The organism is Buttiauxella sp. 3AFRM03, assembly GCF_003675305.1.
Lineage (GTDB): Bacteria > Pseudomonadota > Gammaproteobacteria > Enterobacterales > Enterobacteriaceae > Buttiauxella > Buttiauxella ferragutiae.
Map to the genome: position 1 here is coordinate 564613 of NZ_CP033076.1, position 17362 is coordinate 581974.

19 protein-coding genes are annotated in these 17362 nt (G+C 51.0%); 13 read left to right on the forward strand and 6 right to left on the reverse strand.

Translation table 11 applies throughout. From position 1 onward, the window contains the following. Positions 1 to 358: 358 nt before the first annotated feature. Together ydfG and D8682_RS03865 are read left to right on the forward strand one after the other, a co-directional pair. On the forward strand, positions 359 to 1108 hold the full coding sequence (gene ydfG / locus D8682_RS03860) for a bifunctional NADP-dependent 3-hydroxy acid dehydrogenase/3-hydroxypropionate dehydrogenase YdfG (RefSeq protein ID WP_064546315.1): 750 nt from the start codon (positions 359 to 361) through the stop codon (positions 1106 to 1108). 93 nt (positions 1109 to 1201) lie between these two features. Further along, positions 1202 to 1888 carry a GntR family transcriptional regulator gene (locus tag D8682_RS03865; RefSeq protein WP_064546313.1) on the forward strand — a complete coding sequence of 229 codons (687 nt, stop codon included), beginning with the start codon at positions 1202 to 1204 and terminating at the stop codon, positions 1886 to 1888. 59 nt (positions 1889 to 1947) lie between these two features. Here the strand turns inward: D8682_RS03865 and D8682_RS03870 are convergent, their stop codons facing one another. The 5 genes from D8682_RS03870 to D8682_RS03890 all read right to left on the reverse strand — a co-directional run bounded on the left by D8682_RS03870 (position 1948) and on the right by D8682_RS03890 (position 7760). Next, the gene (locus D8682_RS03870; protein ID WP_121813574.1) at positions 1948 to 3399 is read right to left on the reverse strand and encodes a mannitol dehydrogenase family protein; all 1452 of its coding nucleotides are present in this window, start codon (positions 3397 to 3399) and stop codon (positions 1948 to 1950) included. Positions 3400 to 3539: 140 nt separating this feature from the next. After that, positions 3540 to 4940: an MFS transporter gene (locus D8682_RS03875; RefSeq protein ID WP_121813575.1), complete on the reverse strand. Its 1401-nt coding sequence runs from the start codon at positions 4938 to 4940 to the stop codon at positions 3540 to 3542. A gap of 63 nt (positions 4941 to 5003) precedes the next feature. Then, the gene (locus D8682_RS03880; protein WP_064546307.1) at positions 5004 to 6017 is read right to left on the reverse strand and encodes a Zn-dependent oxidoreductase; all 1014 of its coding nucleotides are present in this window, start codon (positions 6015 to 6017) and stop codon (positions 5004 to 5006) included. A gap of 14 nt (positions 6018 to 6031) precedes the next feature. Beyond that, positions 6032 to 7246 (reverse strand): starvation-sensing protein RspA, encoded by a 1215-nt coding sequence (gene rspA, locus D8682_RS03885; RefSeq protein ID WP_064546305.1) that lies wholly within the window; start codon positions 7244 to 7246, stop codon positions 6032 to 6034. 187 nt (positions 7247 to 7433) lie between these two features. After that, the gene (locus tag D8682_RS03890; RefSeq protein WP_121815628.1) at positions 7434 to 7760 is read right to left on the reverse strand and encodes a YnfA family protein; all 327 of its coding nucleotides are present in this window, start codon (positions 7758 to 7760) and stop codon (positions 7434 to 7436) included. A gap of 113 nt (positions 7761 to 7873) precedes the next feature. On the opposite strand from D8682_RS03890, the gene D8682_RS03895 reads away from it, so the two are divergent. Together D8682_RS03895 and speG are read left to right on the forward strand one after the other, a co-directional pair. Then, positions 7874 to 8224, forward strand: coding sequence for a DUF1283 family protein (locus tag D8682_RS03895; RefSeq protein WP_064546304.1), 351 nt, complete (start codon positions 7874 to 7876; stop codon positions 8222 to 8224). A 61-nt stretch (positions 8225 to 8285) separates the two neighbouring features. After that, positions 8286 to 8843, forward strand: a complete 558-nt coding sequence (speG, locus tag D8682_RS03900) for a spermidine N1-acetyltransferase (protein ID WP_064546302.1) — start codon at positions 8286 to 8288, stop codon at positions 8841 to 8843. 49 nt (positions 8844 to 8892) lie between these two features. On the opposite strand, the gene D8682_RS03905 is transcribed toward speG, so the two are convergent. After that, complete coding sequence (locus tag D8682_RS03905; protein ID WP_064546300.1) at positions 8893 to 9933, reverse strand: oxidoreductase; 1041 nt, start codon at positions 9931 to 9933, stop codon at positions 8893 to 8895. Between the two features lie 279 nt (positions 9934 to 10212). Between D8682_RS03905 and ydgT the strand changes: the two genes are divergently transcribed. From ydgT to nth, 9 genes are all read left to right on the forward strand, one after another. After that, on the forward strand, positions 10213 to 10428 hold the full coding sequence (gene ydgT, locus D8682_RS03910) for a transcription modulator YdgT (RefSeq protein WP_034495755.1): 216 nt from the start codon (positions 10213 to 10215) through the stop codon (positions 10426 to 10428). A gap of 91 nt (positions 10429 to 10519) precedes the next feature. After that, positions 10520 to 10972 carry a DUF2569 domain-containing protein gene (locus tag D8682_RS03915; RefSeq protein WP_064546297.1) on the forward strand — a complete coding sequence of 151 codons (453 nt, stop codon included), beginning with the start codon at positions 10520 to 10522 and terminating at the stop codon, positions 10970 to 10972. A gap of 80 nt (positions 10973 to 11052) precedes the next feature. Next, positions 11053 to 11634 carry an electron transport complex subunit RsxA gene (gene rsxA / locus D8682_RS03920; protein ID WP_034455395.1) on the forward strand — a complete coding sequence of 194 codons (582 nt, stop codon included), beginning with the start codon at positions 11053 to 11055 and terminating at the stop codon, positions 11632 to 11634. Continuing rightward, entirely contained in the window at positions 11634 to 12212 is a 579-nt protein-coding gene (gene rsxB / locus D8682_RS03925; RefSeq protein WP_064546295.1) for an electron transport complex subunit RsxB, read from the forward strand. Before rsxA ends, rsxB begins: the two co-directional genes overlap by 1 nt. Next, on the forward strand, positions 12205 to 14292 hold the full coding sequence (gene rsxC / locus D8682_RS03930; RefSeq protein WP_121813576.1) for an electron transport complex subunit RsxC: 2088 nt from the start codon (positions 12205 to 12207) through the stop codon (positions 14290 to 14292). The genes rsxB and rsxC overlap by 8 nt, the downstream gene beginning before the upstream one ends. Then, entirely contained in the window at positions 14293 to 15342 is a 1050-nt protein-coding gene (gene rsxD / locus D8682_RS03935) for an electron transport complex subunit RsxD (RefSeq protein WP_064546291.1), read from the forward strand. Between the two features lie 9 nt (positions 15343 to 15351). After that, positions 15352 to 15978: an electron transport complex subunit RsxG gene (rsxG, locus tag D8682_RS03940; protein ID WP_064546289.1), complete on the forward strand. Its 627-nt coding sequence runs from the start codon at positions 15352 to 15354 to the stop codon at positions 15976 to 15978. Further along, entirely contained in the window at positions 15975 to 16661 is a 687-nt protein-coding gene (locus D8682_RS03945) for an electron transport complex subunit E (protein ID WP_064546287.1), read from the forward strand. Before rsxG ends, D8682_RS03945 begins: the two co-directional genes overlap by 4 nt. Continuing rightward, positions 16661 to 17296, forward strand: a complete 636-nt coding sequence (nth, locus tag D8682_RS03950; protein WP_121813577.1) for an endonuclease III — start codon at positions 16661 to 16663, stop codon at positions 17294 to 17296. The genes D8682_RS03945 and nth overlap by 1 nt, the downstream gene beginning before the upstream one ends. The last annotated feature ends 66 nt before the right edge of the window (positions 17297 to 17362 follow it).

Below are 17362 nucleotides of genomic sequence, written 5' to 3' on the forward strand. Positions count from 1 at the left end.
TAATGGTTTTGTGAAGAATGAGTTAATGATTGCAATGTTGATGCCACATTGAGGTTTGTCTTTAATCTTTTTTATAACAGTAGCTTAGAATACATTTTCCTTTGCTGCGCAACATTTAAGCAACTTTAGAGAGGGCAATCGGTTGCTTTTGGTCGCAATCGGTTGCCTTTTGGTATTATTAGTTGAGGATGCAAAAATCCGCGGGGTCTCATGCACCAGAAAGTTGCACACGGCAGATACCGCTGCACCAGCAGCGTGCAGGCCCTTGCAACGTCGTTTTTAGCACAAAGTTGAATTATCACTAACTGCCTTAGCATGCTAAGGTATTACCAAACAAAAACCTTTGAGGAACAGTGAGATGATTATTTTGGTGACCGGTGCAACTTCCGGATTTGGTGAGAGTATTACTCGTCGTTTCGTACAACAGGGTCATAAAGTCATTGCTACTGGACGCCGTCAGGAACGTCTGCAAGAGCTCAAAGATGAGCTGGGTGAAAGCATCATTACGCTGCAACTTGATGTGCGTAACCGTGCGGCTATCGAAGTGGCGATGGAACAGTTACCGGCGGCCTGGCGCAACATCGATGTGCTGGTGAATAATGCGGGCCTGGCGCTGGGTATGGAACCAGCTCATAAAGCGGACCCGGATGACTGGGAAACGATGATTGATACCAACAACAAAGGCCTCGTGTATATGACGCGCGCCGTGCTGCCTGGCATGGTCGAGCGTGATCGCGGTCATATTATTAATATCGGTTCTACCGCGGCTAACTGGCCATATGCTGGTGGCAACGTGTACGGGGCCACGAAAGCATTTGTGCGCCAGTTCAGCCTGAACTTACGTACCGATCTGCATAAGACGGCAATCCGCGTGACGGATATCGAGCCTGGTTTGGTCGGCGGTACTGAGTTTTCCAATGTACGTTTCAAAGGTGATGACGGCAAAGTCGAGAAAACCTATGAAAACGCCAACGCTTTAACCCCTGAAGATGTGACCGAAGCGGTTTGGTGGGTGGCGACACTGCCTAAACACGTCAACATCAATACGCTTGAGATGATGCCGGTTAGCCAGACGTTTGCTGGATTAAGCATTCACCGCGAAGGTTAATCACCTTGTCCATATTCGAAGGGATTTCGGGTATGGGCGACCGTGCAAATAAATGTTAAATTTGCACGGTTCTTCCAAAAAAAGAAAAATTTAATGCTACCGTCAACATTGCTTAACCCCACTCAGCCCGTTAACCAACAAATCTATCGCATTTTGCGTCGCGATATTGTGCGTTGCCTGATTCCGCCAGGAACGCCGCTGTCTGAAAAAGAAGTGGCAATCCGCTTTGAAGTGTCCCGCCAACCGGTTCGTGAAGCCTTTATCAAACTGGCGGAAACTGGCCTGGTGCAAATTCGCCCGCAGCGTGGAACTTACGTTAATAAGATTTCCGTCAGCCATGTTAAGAACGGCTGCTTTATCCGTGAAGCGATTGAGCGTGCGGTAGCGAAGCGTGCGGCAAGTATGGCGACAGACGAGCACCTTTATATGCTCGAGCAATTGCTGAACCAACAACGCACCGCCATTGACCGCAACCAGTTAGACGACTTTTTCCAGTTAGATGACGAATTTCACCAGCAACTGGCGCTGGTTGCCGATTGTAGCCTGGCCTGGGACACGGTCGAAAACATCAAAGCGACGATGGACCGGGTGCGTTATATGAGCCTTGATCACGTTTCGCCACCAGAGATGCTGCTCGCACAACATTACGATATTTTCGACGCCTTAAAACGCCATGATGAAGACGGTGTGGATCAGGCGATGTACCGCCATCTGCATGAGATTAGCCAGTCGATATTATTGATTCGTAAAGAGAAGCGTGACTGGTTTAGTGAAGAGTAATGTTTGAAGAAGAATGATTGAAGTCTCGCCCGTCACCGGGCGAGACTAGTACGCAATATTTAGAACTTAGCTACTGTCGCTTTCGCACCGTTTTCACGTAACGCCAAATAACTCTCAGTGACTCGCTGAACGAATTTCTCGTTAGCTGGCAGATCCTCACCAAAGATAGTTTTCAGCCCCAGAAGAGCTTTAACACGGGTTTCCCCTTCTTTGCTTGACGCCACCGCTTGCTGAATCGCCGGCAGTAATGGGTCGCTCACTTCAATTGGATTACCCTGCTCATCAACACCGCCAACATAACGCATCCAACCTGCAACACCCAGGGCCAACAGATCAAACTGACTACCGTTTGCCAGATGCCAACGAATGGAGTCTAACCAACGTTGTGGCAGCTTCTGGCTACCGTCCATGGCAATTTGCCAGGTACGGTGACGCAGTGCCGGGTTGGTGTAACGGGCAATTAATGAATCCGCATATTTTGCCAGATCAACACCCTGCACGGTTAAGGTAGGTGCTTGTTGTTGCAGCATTAATGCCTTAGCAGTCCGACGGTAGTTTTCATCCTGCATACATTCAGAAATATGCTGATAACCCGCCAGGTAACCCAGGTAAGCCAGGAAGGAGTGGCTGCCGTTGAGCATGCGAAGTTTCATTTCTTCGTATGGCAGAACGTCTTTTACGAGTTCCGCGCCTGCTTTTTCCCATTCAGGACGGCCAGCAACGAAGTTATCTTCGATGACCCACTGACGGAAAGGTTCGCAAGCCACAGCCGCAGGATCAGCAACGCCGGTCGCTTGTGCCACTTGTTCCAGCGTTTCAGCCGTAACCGCTGGCACAATGCGGTCAACCATGGTGGATGGGAATGTCACATTCGCTTGAATCCACGCCGCCAGTTCCGGGTTCAACGCCTGCGCATAGGCAGTAATAACGTTACGGGTGACATGACCGTTTTCAGGCATGTTGTCACAAGACATCACGCTAAATGCTGGCAGACCCGCAGCTTTACGGCGCGCCAGCGCTTCAACAATCACACCTGGCGCAGATTTTGGCTGCTGTGGATTAGCAAGATCATGGGCGATTAACGGGTGGTCCAGCAGGATGGTGCCGGTAGCTGGAGTGTGGCAATAGCCTTTTTCAGTCACGGTCAGGGAAACAATGGCCACTTCAGGTTGGGTCAGTGCACTAAATACCGCTTCCAGACCATCAACCTGCGCATGAATGGCGTCTTTCACCACACCCACTACGCGGCAATGCCAGGCGTCGGCAGACATTTCTGCCACGCTATAAAGGTTGTCCTGCTGCTTCAAATCAGCAATTTGCTGCTCGCCACCAATCAAATTGACTTCGCAGTAACCCCAGTCGCTACCATGTTCATTAGCCAGGATGTCGGCATAAACTGCCTGATGTGCGCGATGGAACGCACCAAAACCCAGATGAACGATGCGTGATACCAGTTTGCTACGGTCATATTTCGGGAGAATAGCTTTTGCAGATAAGAGTTTGTTTTCCATTTTTACAACTCGCTGTGTAGTAACTTGGGGACAGCTACAGACTACCTGCTATGGTAGTCTGCATTTTGATTTGAATTAAACTTTAGCCATTTGGTATGACACGAAATTCAAAGCTGTATAACAACTCATAGTTTGCGCTTTCACACATGCAGGCCTTTTACCGCGCGCTGTGATTTTGGCGTTTCAGCGGCATCTTCCAGTACGCTGAGGTCGCGGTCTCTGACTTCCGGCATCAGCATTGCTGAAATCAAACCAACGACAGAGTAAGCAATCATCATCACTACAATCGGCCACCAGGAATCGGTCATGTTGACGAAAATACCCGCCAGCACCGGGCCAAAGCCGACGGCTACCAGACCACCCGCCTCTTTAGATATTGCCATTCGGGTAAAGCGATTACGCGAACCAAACATTTCTGCCATTGTGATATTTTCCAGAGCAAACAACCCCAGTACCGCCACGTTATGAATAATGATGATCGAGGCCATAATCACATTCACCTCGTTGCTCTTATCCATAATCATCGACAGCATTGGATACGCGAGAATAATCGAGGAGATACTGACGATAATATAAGGAACACGACGCCCTATTTTATCGGACAGCCAGCCGAGGAATGGAATGGTAAAGAAGCCAATCACGGAGCTAATCATCAGGGCATCGGTCGGTACACTTTTCTCAAACAGCAGTGTCTGAACGAGGTAACCGGCGAGGAAGGTTTGAATCAGCCCTGAGTTACCCGCCTGACCAAAGCGCAGCCCTGTAGCCAGCCAGAATGATTTACTGGTGAACATCGCACCCAACGAATGGGTTTTATCCGCGGCTTGTTTTGCCGCCGCAGTGTTCCCTGCTTCGTCATTTACTTTCTCAAATACCGGGCTTTCTTTGAGGTTCATACGCAGCCAGATGGCAAAAATCATCACCACTACACTTGCGAGGAACGGCACACGCCAGCCCCAGGCCAACAACTCTTCTTTTGACAGGAAGAAGAACATGATGGCCCAGATAGCGGTCGCTGATAATGTGCCGCAGTTAGTCCCCATCGCCACCAGCGAAGAAATAATGCCGCGCTTACCTTTTGGCGCATATTCAGCAAGCATGGTTCCGGCACCGGATATTTCGGCACCCGCACCCAATCCCTGAATAATACGCAGCAACACCAGTAACATCGGCGCAAAGATACCAATTTGCGCGTAGGTCGGTAACACGCCAATTAAGGTGGTACAGATCCCCATCATGGTGATGGTAATAAACAACACTCTCTTACGACCAATGGTGTCCCCCATGCGGCCAAAGAAGAAAGCCCCCGCTATACGGGCGATGTAACCGGCTCCATAAGTCCCCATCGCCAGGATAAGTGCCATAGCGGCAGATTGTTCCGGGAAGAAGATTTCGTGGAAAACCAGTGCCGCCCCAAGGGAGTACAACTGGAAATCCATGAATTCCAGCGCGGTTCCCAGCCAACCGGAAACCGCGGCTTTAACTAAATCGGATGTACTTCTTTCAGGCTGACTATTATTTAGCTCTATTTTTGTATTCATTTTTCTGTTCTCTGCAATTTGTCGTTGTAGGTACAGCAAATATTCGGGTTCAGAGGTTGTTGCTTAGAATTTCAATAGGACCTTGCAGCATTGCTTTTGGTCTTTCTCGAAGAGTTCCATTGCATCAAGCACCTGTGTGTAGGCGTACTGGTGGGTGATGAGTTTCTCCGGTTGGATCTTCCGCTCAGTCATCCAGTTAATGACCATTGGGAATCGATTACTGTTAAGGCGCGAACTATAAATAGTCAGTTCTTTGCTAGTGATGGCCTGCTGGCTCAGAACACAGGGATCAGAAGAGAATCCCATAATGCCAATACGTGCCGCAGGCGAGGCAATGCCGATAGCTTCCGGCAAAATCGAAGGATGACAGGCAGCGTCAATGATAAGCGTCGGGCGAATGCCCAGTTTTTCGAGTTCGGTTTTCAACTCAATATGAGTGTTGTTGATGACCCGGTCAGCACCATTGGCTTTCGCCATATCCAGGCGTTCATCAATACGATCAGCAACAATGATTTCTTTCACGCCGTAAACACCGCGCAGTGCCTGAATCGAGGTTAACCCCATTGGGCCTGCGCCATAGACAAGCGCCGTATCCAGCGGGCCAGGATTCATCTGGCTACAAATGTTTGCCGCAATGGTAAACGGCTCGACCATGGTGGCTTCGTTATCGGGAATACTGTCTGGCACCCGATGCGCATTGTGGGCAGGCAAAGTGACATATTCGCTAAACCCGCCATCGCGATGTACGCCAACCACCTGAAGTTCAGCGCAAACATTTGGCCGCCCGACTAAACACGGATAGCAATGACCGCAACTCACCACCGGGTCGCCAACCACGCGCTCGCCAATGCGTGAAGACTCAACTCCTTCACCCACCGCATCTATGTGGCCGAAAAACTCATGTCCAATGACGCGTGGGTATTTAGCAAACGGGTTATGGCCACGATAAATATGCACATCGGAACCACAAATACCGGCGCTGCTCACACGAATACGCACTTCTCCCGGTTGTGGTTGTGGAACGGGACGTTCTTCAATGACCAATTTTTCAGGCTGCTGTATGGTTACGCTTTTCATAGTTTTCTCTCCTGTTACCAGTTCCACAAGGTGCCATCTTCAAGGCGTGCGACCGGCAAGTAAGCAGGTTCGTAGGGGTATTTCGCGGCCAGTTTTTCGTCGAACTCAATCCCGATGCCCGGTTTTTCACCCGGGTGCATGTAGCCGTTGTCGAACGTCCAGTTGTGTGGGAACACTTCGAGCATTTGTTCGGAGTAACCCATGTATTCCTGCACGCCGAAGTTCGGTACCCACAAGTCAAAGTGCAGCGCCGCAGCGTGGCAAATTGGCGAAAGGTCAGAAGGCCCATGCGAACCGGTGCGCACCTGGTAAAGCGAAGCAAAGTCGGCAATTCGGCGCATCCCACTGATGCCGCCCGCGTGAGTGATGGTGGTGCGGATGTAATCGATAAGCTGTTCTTCGATAAGTTGTTTACAGTCCCAGATGCTGTTAAATACTTCGCCCACTGCGATCGGCGTAACGGTGTGTTGACGAATTAAACGGAAGCATTCCTGGTTTTCAGCAGGTGTCGGGTCCTCCATCCAGAACAAGCGGTGTTCTTCGATGCTCTTACCAAAGCGCGCAGCTTCGATTGGCGTCAGACGGTGGTGCATGTCATGCAGCAGATGTTCGTTAAAACCAAATTTATTGCGCACCGCTTCGAAAAGCTTCGGTGTGAAATCGAGGTATTTTTCAGTGGACCACAGCTGTTCTTCCGGCCAGTCGCCTTTGGTTGCTGGTTCGTAAGCCTGCCCTTTTCCTTTTGCCATGCCGTAGGTCGTTTTCATGCCGGGCACACCGCACTGCACGCGAATGGCTTTGAAACCCAACTCTTTGTGACGCGCGTAGTCGTCCAGTACCTCGTCGATGGAATGGCCGGTGGTGTGGCAGTAAACCATCACTCCTTCACGGGATGCGCCACCCAACAATTGGTATAGCGGCATGTTGGCGGCTTTGGCTTTAATGTCCCATAACGCCACGTCGACCGCCGAAATTGCCGACATAGTGACAGGGCCACGACGCCAGTACGCGCCTTTATAGAAGAACTGCCAGATATCTTCGATGCGATGTGCATCACGGCCAATTAACTGCGGGCAGACATGATCTTTGAGGTAGGAGGCGACAGACAACTCGCGGCCATTTAACGTGGCATCTCCCAGCCCGGTGAGTCCATCGTCAGTAGTAATTTTTAGCGTGACAAAGTTACGTCCAGGGCAAGTGACAAAAACTTCTGCTTTTACAATCTTCATTCGGATTCCCTTACAACACATTGGTCGACAGTCTTCAATGCATGTAAAACTACGCCACTGCCAACTACCATACAAGTATGCTTATTGAATTTTAGCGTGTTGAGTCACAATTAATTTGTGACTCTTGCGTAGTGTTTCAGTGGGAATGCGAGAAAAGCAGGAAGATTATCCGAAGGGAAATGACGTATCAGGCGCGGCCCCAACCCGCCACGATAATTAACATGCCGCTAAACGCGACGGCCGCCCCCACCCAGTCGTATGTACTTAACTTAACGCCGTCAATCCAGCGTAACCACAGCAAAGCTGTCATCACATAAACCCCGCCATAAGCGGCATACACGCGCCCACTAGCTGCCGGATGGAGGGTTAACAGCCAGACAAACATCGCCAGTGATAATGCCGCGGGAACCAGCAACCACGCCGAACCATCGCGTTTTAACCAAAGCGTCGGTAAAACACAGCCGATGATTTCAGCGAGCGCAGTAACAAAAAAGAGCAAGGTTGTTTTGATCATATTGAACATTGTCTGGAATAATGAGGTCAATAAGTGGGTCATCTGATATATCCCACTCGCCAGTGGTATTTTTTACATTAACAAAAGGGGCTTCACCCTAAAAGGAATCGACAATGAACACAATCCTTCGCAAACGTCTGTCCGTGGCAATTTTGCCGTTGGCAATGTTGCTGAGCGCAGTTGCGTTTGTTCAACCAGCTCATGCTCAGACAAGTAAGCTGATCGTTGAGTCAGGTGACAATGCGCAAACTCGCCAGGATGCGGCGATGGACAAAGAGCAATGGAATGACACACGCCAATTGCGTCAGAAAGTGAACAAACGCACCGAGAAAGAGTGGGATAAAGCCGACGTGGCTTTCGATGCCCGTGATAATTGCCAGAAAAGCACCAACCTTAACGCCTATTGGGAACCCAACACCCTGCGTTGTCTGGACCGTCGTACCGGTCGCGATGTCGCACCGTAACTGGCGACTGTAGTCAATAAGGCTTCTGCCTGGAAGCCTTACCACTTTGAAAGGAACTCACATGCCCCACGATTTGCAAATCAAACTTCGCCCGCTAGAACGCGAAGATCTCCGTTTCGTCCATCAACTGGATAACAACGCAAGCGTGATGCGCTACTGGTTTGAAGAGCCCTACGAGGCGTTTGTCGAATTGTCAGATTTGTACGACAAACATATTCACGACCAAAGTGAGCGGCGTTTTGTCATTGAATGTAATGGCGAGAAAGCCGGTCTGGTGGAATTGGTCGAAATTAACCATGTTCACCGCCGTGCCGAATTCCAGATAATTATTTCGCCAGACTATCAGGGCAAAGGGCTGGCATCTCGAGCCGCTATACTTGCGATGGATTACGGGTTTATGGTGCTGAACCTGTACAAGCTGTATTTAATTGTTGATAAAGAAAATGCCAAAGCCGTGCATATCTATAAGAAACTGGGCTTTATGGTGGAAGGCGAATTAATCCACGAATTCTTTATTAATGGTGAGTATCGCAACACAATCCGGATGTGCATTTTCCAGCATCAGTATCTGACAGAGCACAAAACCAGCGGCAGTCTGTTAAAACCTACCGCGCAGTAAACAAGTCCATCTCACCCTGGACCAGGGTGAGATGTCCTATAAATGCGGGCTATGACAGATTCAGCGTGGCGCGATGTTTGGCAGACTCCATCCCCAGCTCAATCATTTCCATAACCTGAATAGCTTGTGCTGCCGGCACTGGGTTTTCGCCGTGACCGGTAAGAGCATCACGAATCGCCGCATAGTAAGCCGGGTAATTACCAGGCACTGTCAACAGCGTTTGTTCCGCCATCACGTCGCCCTGTGCCAGCGTTAATACGCCATCACGCATATCATAACCCCAGTCTTCCTGCGGTAGACGTTCGCCCGCTTTCAGGCGATCTTCCTGTGGGTCCAGGCCATATTTGATGTAACTGCCACGCGCTCCGTGCACGATATAACGAGCAGTTTCTGCCGCCGCCAACAAAGTGCCGTGTAAGACAACGCGGCGTTGAGGATAGGCCAGTACCGCGTGGAAGTAGTCAGTGGCTTGCGCACCCGGCCGCAACTGGCCTAAATCCACGGTCAGGCTTACCGGCAATCCGAAAAGATTTAGCGCCTGGTCGATAAGATGTGGCCCTAAGTCGTACCAGATACCACTGCCGACACCAGCCTGCTCACGCCAGCGATTGCGAACTTGCGGACGGTAGCGGTCGAAGTGCGATTCAAAATAGGCCACTTCGCCCAAAGTACCGTCTGCCAGCAGCCCTTTCAGGGTTAAGAAATCACTGTCCCAACGGCGGTTATGGAATACTGAGAGTAACAAACCACAGCTTTTTGCCAGTGCATCCAGTTCACGCGCTTGTGACAACGTCACGGTAAACGGTTTATCGACCACCACATGCTTGCCTGCTTCCAGCGCGGCTTTAGCCAACGGGAAATGCGTGTCGTTAGGAGTTGGGATAACAATCAGGTCGATATTTGGGTCGTTGAAAAGATGATGAGGGTCAGAGACAACCGGCATGTTTGGCCAGTCAGCATGAACTTTCGTGGCATCGCTGCTGGAAACACCCGCCAGGACCATGCCAGGCGTACCGACAATTAATGGTGCGTGAAAGGTTTTGCTGGCGTAACCGTAACCGATTAGTCCGACACGAATGTTATCACTCATTTGCGTTCCTCATTATTTTTGACGGTTCATTTGACACCATCCCACAGATTGTAACAACAGGTAATTATATTGTTGCGTGCTAGTTGCGTATTCCACAGCCTACCTGTCCGTAAGACGGCATCCAACTGGCGTTTTTGCCATAACCAGCCGATGAAAACTCCTAAAAATTTAAACTCGGGTTATTCGTAGATAAATAAAAAGCGATTTACGGTTATTATTCGGACAAAACAAACGTACTGCGTGCCCTTTCCTCTTTTATTTTATGGATAACCACCCCCCATGACTGCTCTCGATTATTTAATGAAGTTCCGTAAAATCAGTTCGTCCGAAAGCCTTGAAAAACTGTTTGATCATCTTAACTACACCCTGACAGATAATAATGAACTGATGAATATGTATCGCGCAGCCGATCATCGTCGGGCGGAATTAGTTTCAGGCGGACGTCTGTTTGATTTAGGCTGTGTGCCAAAATCGGTCTGGCGGTATGTGCTCTAGCATCACAGGTAGTAAAGCGCTGAAAAAACCTTATAATCCTCCCGCCTTATGATTCGCATAAGGAAAGTCTCATACTTTTTCGGGAGGTAACATGACGACGACCCAAGAACCCATGCAAGCACCTCGTATTGCAGGCTGGCTTCTGGCCCCTCTCGCCTGGCTTTTGATGACGCTTCTCAGCAGCACTATTGCGCTAGCCATTTATCTTATGATGCTCATCACCCCAGAAAGCCATCGACTTATGAGCGCACAAGGCCCCAAAATGGTGCTCCTTTGGTACACCTCAATTGCCTGTGCCATTGCCATGTGGGGTTACACCATGTGGTTGACTATTGCCTTCTTCAAACGTCGTAAGAATGTGGTACGTCATTATATTCTTTGGTTATTACTGTCAGTACTGTTAGCGATTAAAGCCTTCGCATTTTCCCCAGTAAGTGACAGCCTGGCATTACGTCAGTTGATGTTTCCTTTATTGGCTGCCGCCTTGTTGGTTCCTTACCTCAAGCGTTCACAGCGCGTGAAGCAAACATTTATTAAACCGTAATAACCCTATAATCGTTCTGTTGTCGTCATCGGCCTGTTGGCCGATAATAGGCGGCTTTTTTTTGGTTTCAGGTCTTATTCATGACAGATTATTTGCTGCTCTTTGTTGGAACGGTGCTGGTCAATAACTTCGTATTAGTGAAGTTTCTTGGTCTGTGTCCGTTTATGGGGGTTTCCAAAAAACTGGAGACCGCTATTGGCATGGGGCTGGCGACCACTTTTGTACTGACGCTGGCTTCTATTTGCGCCTGGCTGGTCAATGAGTTGATCCTTATTCCTCTCGACTTAGTCTATTTGCGCACGCTGGCCTTTATTCTGGTGATTGCCGTTGTAGTTCAATTTACCGAAATGGTGGTTCGCAAAACCAGCCCGGCGCTCTATCGCCTGTTGGGGATCTTCTTGCCACTGATTACCACTAACTGCGCGGTGCTGGGCGTTGCGTTACTCAACATCAATCTTGGCCACAACTTCCTGCAATCCGCGCTTTATGGCTTTTCAGCTGCGGTAGGTTTTTCACTGGTGATGGTGTTGTTTGCGGCTATTCGGGAACGTCTGGCGGTTGCCGATGTGCCTGCGCCTTTTCGCGGGAATGCCATTGCACTAATCACCGCAGGCTTAATGTCTTTGGCCTTTATGGGCTTTAGCGGCCTGGTAAAGTTCTGATGAGTACTATTTGGATTGCGGTGATAGCTCTGGGCCTGTTAGGCCTGGTATTCGGGCTGATCCTCGGCTATGCCTCACGCCGTTTTCGTGTCGAAGAAGACCCGATTGTCGATAAAATTGATGAGTTGCTGCCGCAAAGTCAGTGCGGTCAATGCGGTTACCCTGGCTGCCGTCCCTATGCCGAAGCGGTAGGAAACCAGGGTGCGAATATCAACTTGTGCGCACCCGGCGGTGAGGCGGTGATGCACAAAATTGCCACATTACTTAACGTCGACCCGCAACCTATTGATGGTGATGCCGATGCGCAAGAGCCCGTGCGTATGTTGGCGGTTATCGACGAAGCCAACTGTATTGGCTGCACCAAGTGCATTCAGGCTTGCCCGGTTGACGCCATTGTCGGCGCAACCCGAGCCATGCACACCGTTATTAGTGACCTTTGCACCGGATGCAATTTATGTGTCGACCCGTGCCCAACGCGCTGTATTGATTTGCGCCCGGTCGAAACCACCACAGAAAGCTGGAAGTGGGATCTGCAAACCATCCCGGTTCGACTCATTCCGGTGGAGCAAAATGTTTAAGCTATTTACCCGTTTCAAAAAAGATAAAATTTGGGATTTTGACGGTGGTATTCATCCACCGGAAATGAAAACTCAATCCAACGGTACGCCGCTACGCCAGGTTCCTTTACCGCAAAAACTGGTTATCCCGTTAAAGCAGCACATTGGTGCTGAGGGCGAGCTGTGCGTGAAACCCGGTGATTACGTGCTGCGTGGTCAACCATTGACTCGCGGGCGTGGTCGCATGTTGCCGGTTCACGCTCCTACCTCAGGAACCGTTACCGCCATTGCGCCCCACTCTACAGCTCATCCTTCTGCGCTGGCTGAACTGAGTGTCCTGATTGAAGCCGATGGCGAAGACCAATGGATTGAACGCGACGGCTGGCAGGACTATACCTCCCGCAGCCGTGAGGAGCTGATTGAGCGCATTCATCAGTTTGGCGTGGCAGGTTTGGGTGGCGCAGGTTTCCCCACGGGCAATAAATTGCACGGTGGCGGCGATAAAATCGAGACGCTGATTATCAATGCGGCTGAATGCGAACCGTACATTACTGCCGATGACCGCCTGATGCAGGATTGTGCCGCGCAAATCGTCGAAGGTGTGCGCATCCTCGCGCATATCTTAAAACCTCAGCGCGTTTTAATCGGTATTGAAGACAATAAACCGCAGGCGATTTCGATGCTGCGTGCGGTGTTATGTGATACCCACGGCATTCAACTACGCGTCATCCCGACCAAATATCCGTCTGGTGGCGCAAAGCAACTGACTCAGATTCTGACGGGGAAACAGGTACCACAGGGTGGGCGTTCTTCCGATATCGGCGTGCTGATGCAAAACGTCGGGACGGCCTTCGCGGTGAAGCGCGCCATTGTTGATGGTGAGCCTTTAACTGAGCGCGTAGTGACGTTAACCGGCGGTGCCGTTCAACAGCCAGGTAATGTCTGGGCACGGTTAGGAACTCCGGTTCGCCATCTGCTTGATTTTGCAGGATTCCGTCCGGGCCATGATCAACAAGTGATTATGGGCGGCCCACTGATGGGCTTTTGTCTGCCGTGGCTGGATGTTCCGGTAGTTAAAATCACCAACTGTTTGCTGGCCCCATCGGCCAACGAAATGGGTGAGCCGCAGGAAGAACAGAACTGTATCCGTTGCAGCGCCTGCGCCGATTCTTGCCCGGCTGATTTGTTGCCACAGCAGCTTTACTGGTTTAGCCGTGGGCAGCAGCACGATAAAGCCCAGGCTCACAACCTGAAAGATTGCATTGAATGCGGCGCTTGCGCCTATGTGTGCCCCAGCAACATTCCGCTGGTGCAGTACTTCCGTCAGGAAAAAGCCGAGATCCGCGAAATCGAGCTGGAAGCAAAACGCACTGCTGAAGCGAAGATTCGCTTTGAGGCACGCCAGGCGCGTCTTGAACGTGAAAAAGCCGCTCGTCAGGAACGCCATAAGAAGGCAGCGGTTCAGCCAACTGCGAAAGATAACGATGCAATTCAGGCAGCACTTGCTCGCGTGAAAAACAAGCAAGCACAAAGCAATGAACCGATTGTTATTCAGGCAGGTAGTCTGCCAGATAACCAGCAGGTTATTGCGGCGCGTGAAGCTCGCAAAGCGCAGGCTCGCGCTCGTCAGGCAGAGAAAGATACGCAAACAAGCGTGGCAGAAACCACGGCGACAGACCCGCGCAAAGCAGCCGTTGAAGCGGCTATCGCCCGTGCTAAAGCGCGTAAAGCGGCGCAAGCTGGCGAATCTGCTCCGGTAACTGAAAGCGCTGAAGCCACTAAAGTCGACGCCGTTGACCCGCGCAAAGCAGCTGTCGAAGCGGCTATCGCCCGCGCTAAAGCGCGTAAAGCGGCGCAAGCTGGCGAATCTGCTCCGGTAACTGAAAGCGCTAAAGCCACTAAAGTCGACGCCGTTGACCCACGTAAAGCGGCTGTCGAAGCGGCTATCGCCCGTGCTAAAGCGCGTAAAGCGGCTCAGGCTACAACCGAATCTGTAGCAGAATCTGCCGAAGAACAAGATCCGCGCAAAGCCGCGGTTGCGGCGGCCATCGCCCGAGTCCAGGCACGAAAAGCAGCGCAACAAATGGCATCAGAGGAATAGATGGTTTTCAAGATAGCAAGCTCCCCTTATACCCATAACCAACGCAGCACATCGCGGATTATGCTGCTGGTGACCTGCGCCACTTTGCCAGGAATCGCCATGCTGTGGTACTGGTTTGGCTGGGGAAGCCTGGTGCAGATTGCATTAGGTATCCTCACCGCCGTCGCCGCAGAGCTATTTGTGCTCAAACTGCGTAAGCAACCCCTGAAAATCCTGGCTGACAATTCAGCTGCGTTAACCGGCCTGCTGTTAGGTATGAGTATTCCGCCCCTTGCACCGTGGTGGATGGTGATTCTCGGTACCCTATTCGCCGTCATCATCGCTAAACAGTTATATGGCGGGCTTGGTCACAACCCCTTTAACCCGGCGATGGTCGGCTACGTGGTATTACTGATTGCCTTTCCTGTGCAAATGACATCATGGCTGCCGCCGCAAACTCTTGCCGCGACGGTGCCGGGTTTTGCTGATTCAGTGCATGTTATTTTCTCGGGTGCGACTGCAGTGGGTGACAGCATGTCGCAACTACGTATGGGCATTGACGGTATAAGTCAGGCGACTCCGCTTGATACCTTTAAGACAGGGTTACGTGCCGGGCATTCCGCAACGTCCCTGATGCAGGCACCTATCTACACAGGCGTACTGGCAGGAATCGGCTGGCAGTGGGTCAACCTGGCCTTCCTGCTGGGTGGCGTGTTCTTATTGATGAAAGGCGCAATTCGTTGGCATATTCCGGTCAGTTTCCTGATTACGCTGGCGGTGTGTTCCACTCTGGGTTGGGTGTTTTCCCCGGAAAAATGTGCCTCGCCGGTGATTCACCTGTTCTCTGGCGCAACCATGCTGGGAGCATTTTTCATTCTCACCGACCCCGTCACTGCCTCGACGACGAATCGAGGACGCCTGATTTTTGGCGCACTGACCGGTGTGTTGGTATGGCTCATTCGCACCTATGGCGGCTATCCGGATGGCGTGGCATTTGCCGTACTGCTGGCAAATATTACCGTCCCGTTGATTGATTATTACACCCGCCCTCGTGCTTATGGGCACCGCTAAGGAGTCGTCATGCTGAAAACAATGCAAAAACATGGCGTGACTCTGGCGCTATTTGCCGTAATGGCGACCGGACTTACGGCAGTCGTCAATGCGTTAACCAAAGACACCATCGAGCAACAGGCCGTGGCCCAACAAAAGCTATTGTTTGATCAGGTGATTTCCCCCGATCTCTACGACAATAATATTCAGTCCAGTTGCCTGGTCGTCAGTGAGCCACAATTGGGCAAAGGTGAACGCCATATTTACGTGGCGCGTAAAGGCCAACAGCCCGTTGCCGTGGTGATGGAAGCGACAGCGCCTGACGGCTATTCTGGCGCCATTCAATTACTGGTTGCGGCCGATTTTAATGGCAAGGTACTGGGGTCACGTGTCACAGAACACCATGAAACTCCGGGGCTGGGCGATAAAATAGAAACCCGACTGAGTGACTGGATTACCCATTTTGCCGGTAAAACCATTGGTGGCAGTGATGACCCAAGCTGGGCGGTGAAAAAAGATGGTGGGCAGTTTGATCAATTTACCGGGGCCACTATCACACCACGTGCAGTCGTCAATGCGGTAAAACGAGCGGGACTGTTCGCTAAAACATTACCATCGCAAATTGATAACCTTCCTGTTTGTGGAGCACAGCCATGAGCGAAGTAAAAGATATTGTCGTTCAGGGGTTATGGAAAAATAACTCCGCACTAGTGCAATTGTTGGGCCTGTGCCCACTGCTGGCAGTAACATCAACAGCCACCAATGCCCTCGGTCTTGGTCTGGCAACCACACTGGTGCTGGTGCTGACTAACAGTGCCGTTTCTGCCCTGCGCCGCTGGGTTCCGGCAGAGATTCGCATCCCCATTTACGTGATGATTATTGCCTCGGTTGTCAGCACCGTACAAATGCTCATCAACGCCTATGCTTATGGTTTATATCAGTCTTTGGGGATATTTATTCCGCTGATTGTGACCAACTGTATTGTCATCGGTCGCGCCGAAGCGTTCGCCGCCAAAAGCAGTGTGCCACTGGCCGCCCTCGATGGGCTTGCCATTGGCCTGGGTGCCACAAGTGCCATGTTTGTATTAGGCTCCCTGCGCGAAATCATTGGCAACGGAACGTTATTTGATGGGGCTGATGCGTTACTTGGCAGTTGGGCTAAGGTGCTGCGCATTGAAGTCTTCCACACCGATACCCCTTTCCTGCTGGCGATGTTGCCACCGGGTGCGTTCATCGGCCTGGGTTTGATGCTGGCGGTGAAGTATCTGATCGATGAAAAAATGAAAACGCGCCGTACCGCGAAAGCGACGGCACCGGAAGGGAATCCAGAGAAAGCGTAATGAATAAAACCAAGCGGCTAGAGATCCTGACACGTCTGCGTGATAACAACCCTCACCCGACCACGGAGCTGCATTTCAGCTCCCCGTTTGAATTGCTGATCTCGGTTCTGCTGTCAGCGCAAGCCACTGATGTCAGTGTCAATAAAGCCACGGCAAAGTTGTATCCGGTGGCGAATACGCCACAAGCTATGCTCGATTTAGGCGTGGACGGCGTGAAGTCGTATATCAAAACCATTGGCCTGTTTAACAGCAAGGCGGAAAACGTCATCAAGACCTGCCGGATGCTCATTGAGCTACATAACGGTGAAGTCCCTGAAGACAGAGCGGCCCTGGAAGCCCTGCCTGGTGTAGGGCGTAAAACCGCCAATGTGGTGCTCAATACCGCATTTGGCTGGCCCACTATTGCCGTCGACACCCATATTTTCCGCGTTTGTAACCGCACCAATTTTGCACCAGGTAAAAATGTTGAGCAGGTTGAGGAAAAGCTGCTGAAGGTGGTTCCGGCAGAATTTAAAGTCGATTGCCATCACTGGCTAATCCTTCATGGCCGTTACACCTGCATTGCTCGTAAACCGCGCTGTGGCTCATGTATCATTGAAGATCTGTGCGAATTCAAAGAGAAAGTTGAACTCTGATTTCCCGCTTGCTTCTTAAGAAGCAGGGCATTCCATTCCCTTATACACTTCCTCATAGCTGCCAAT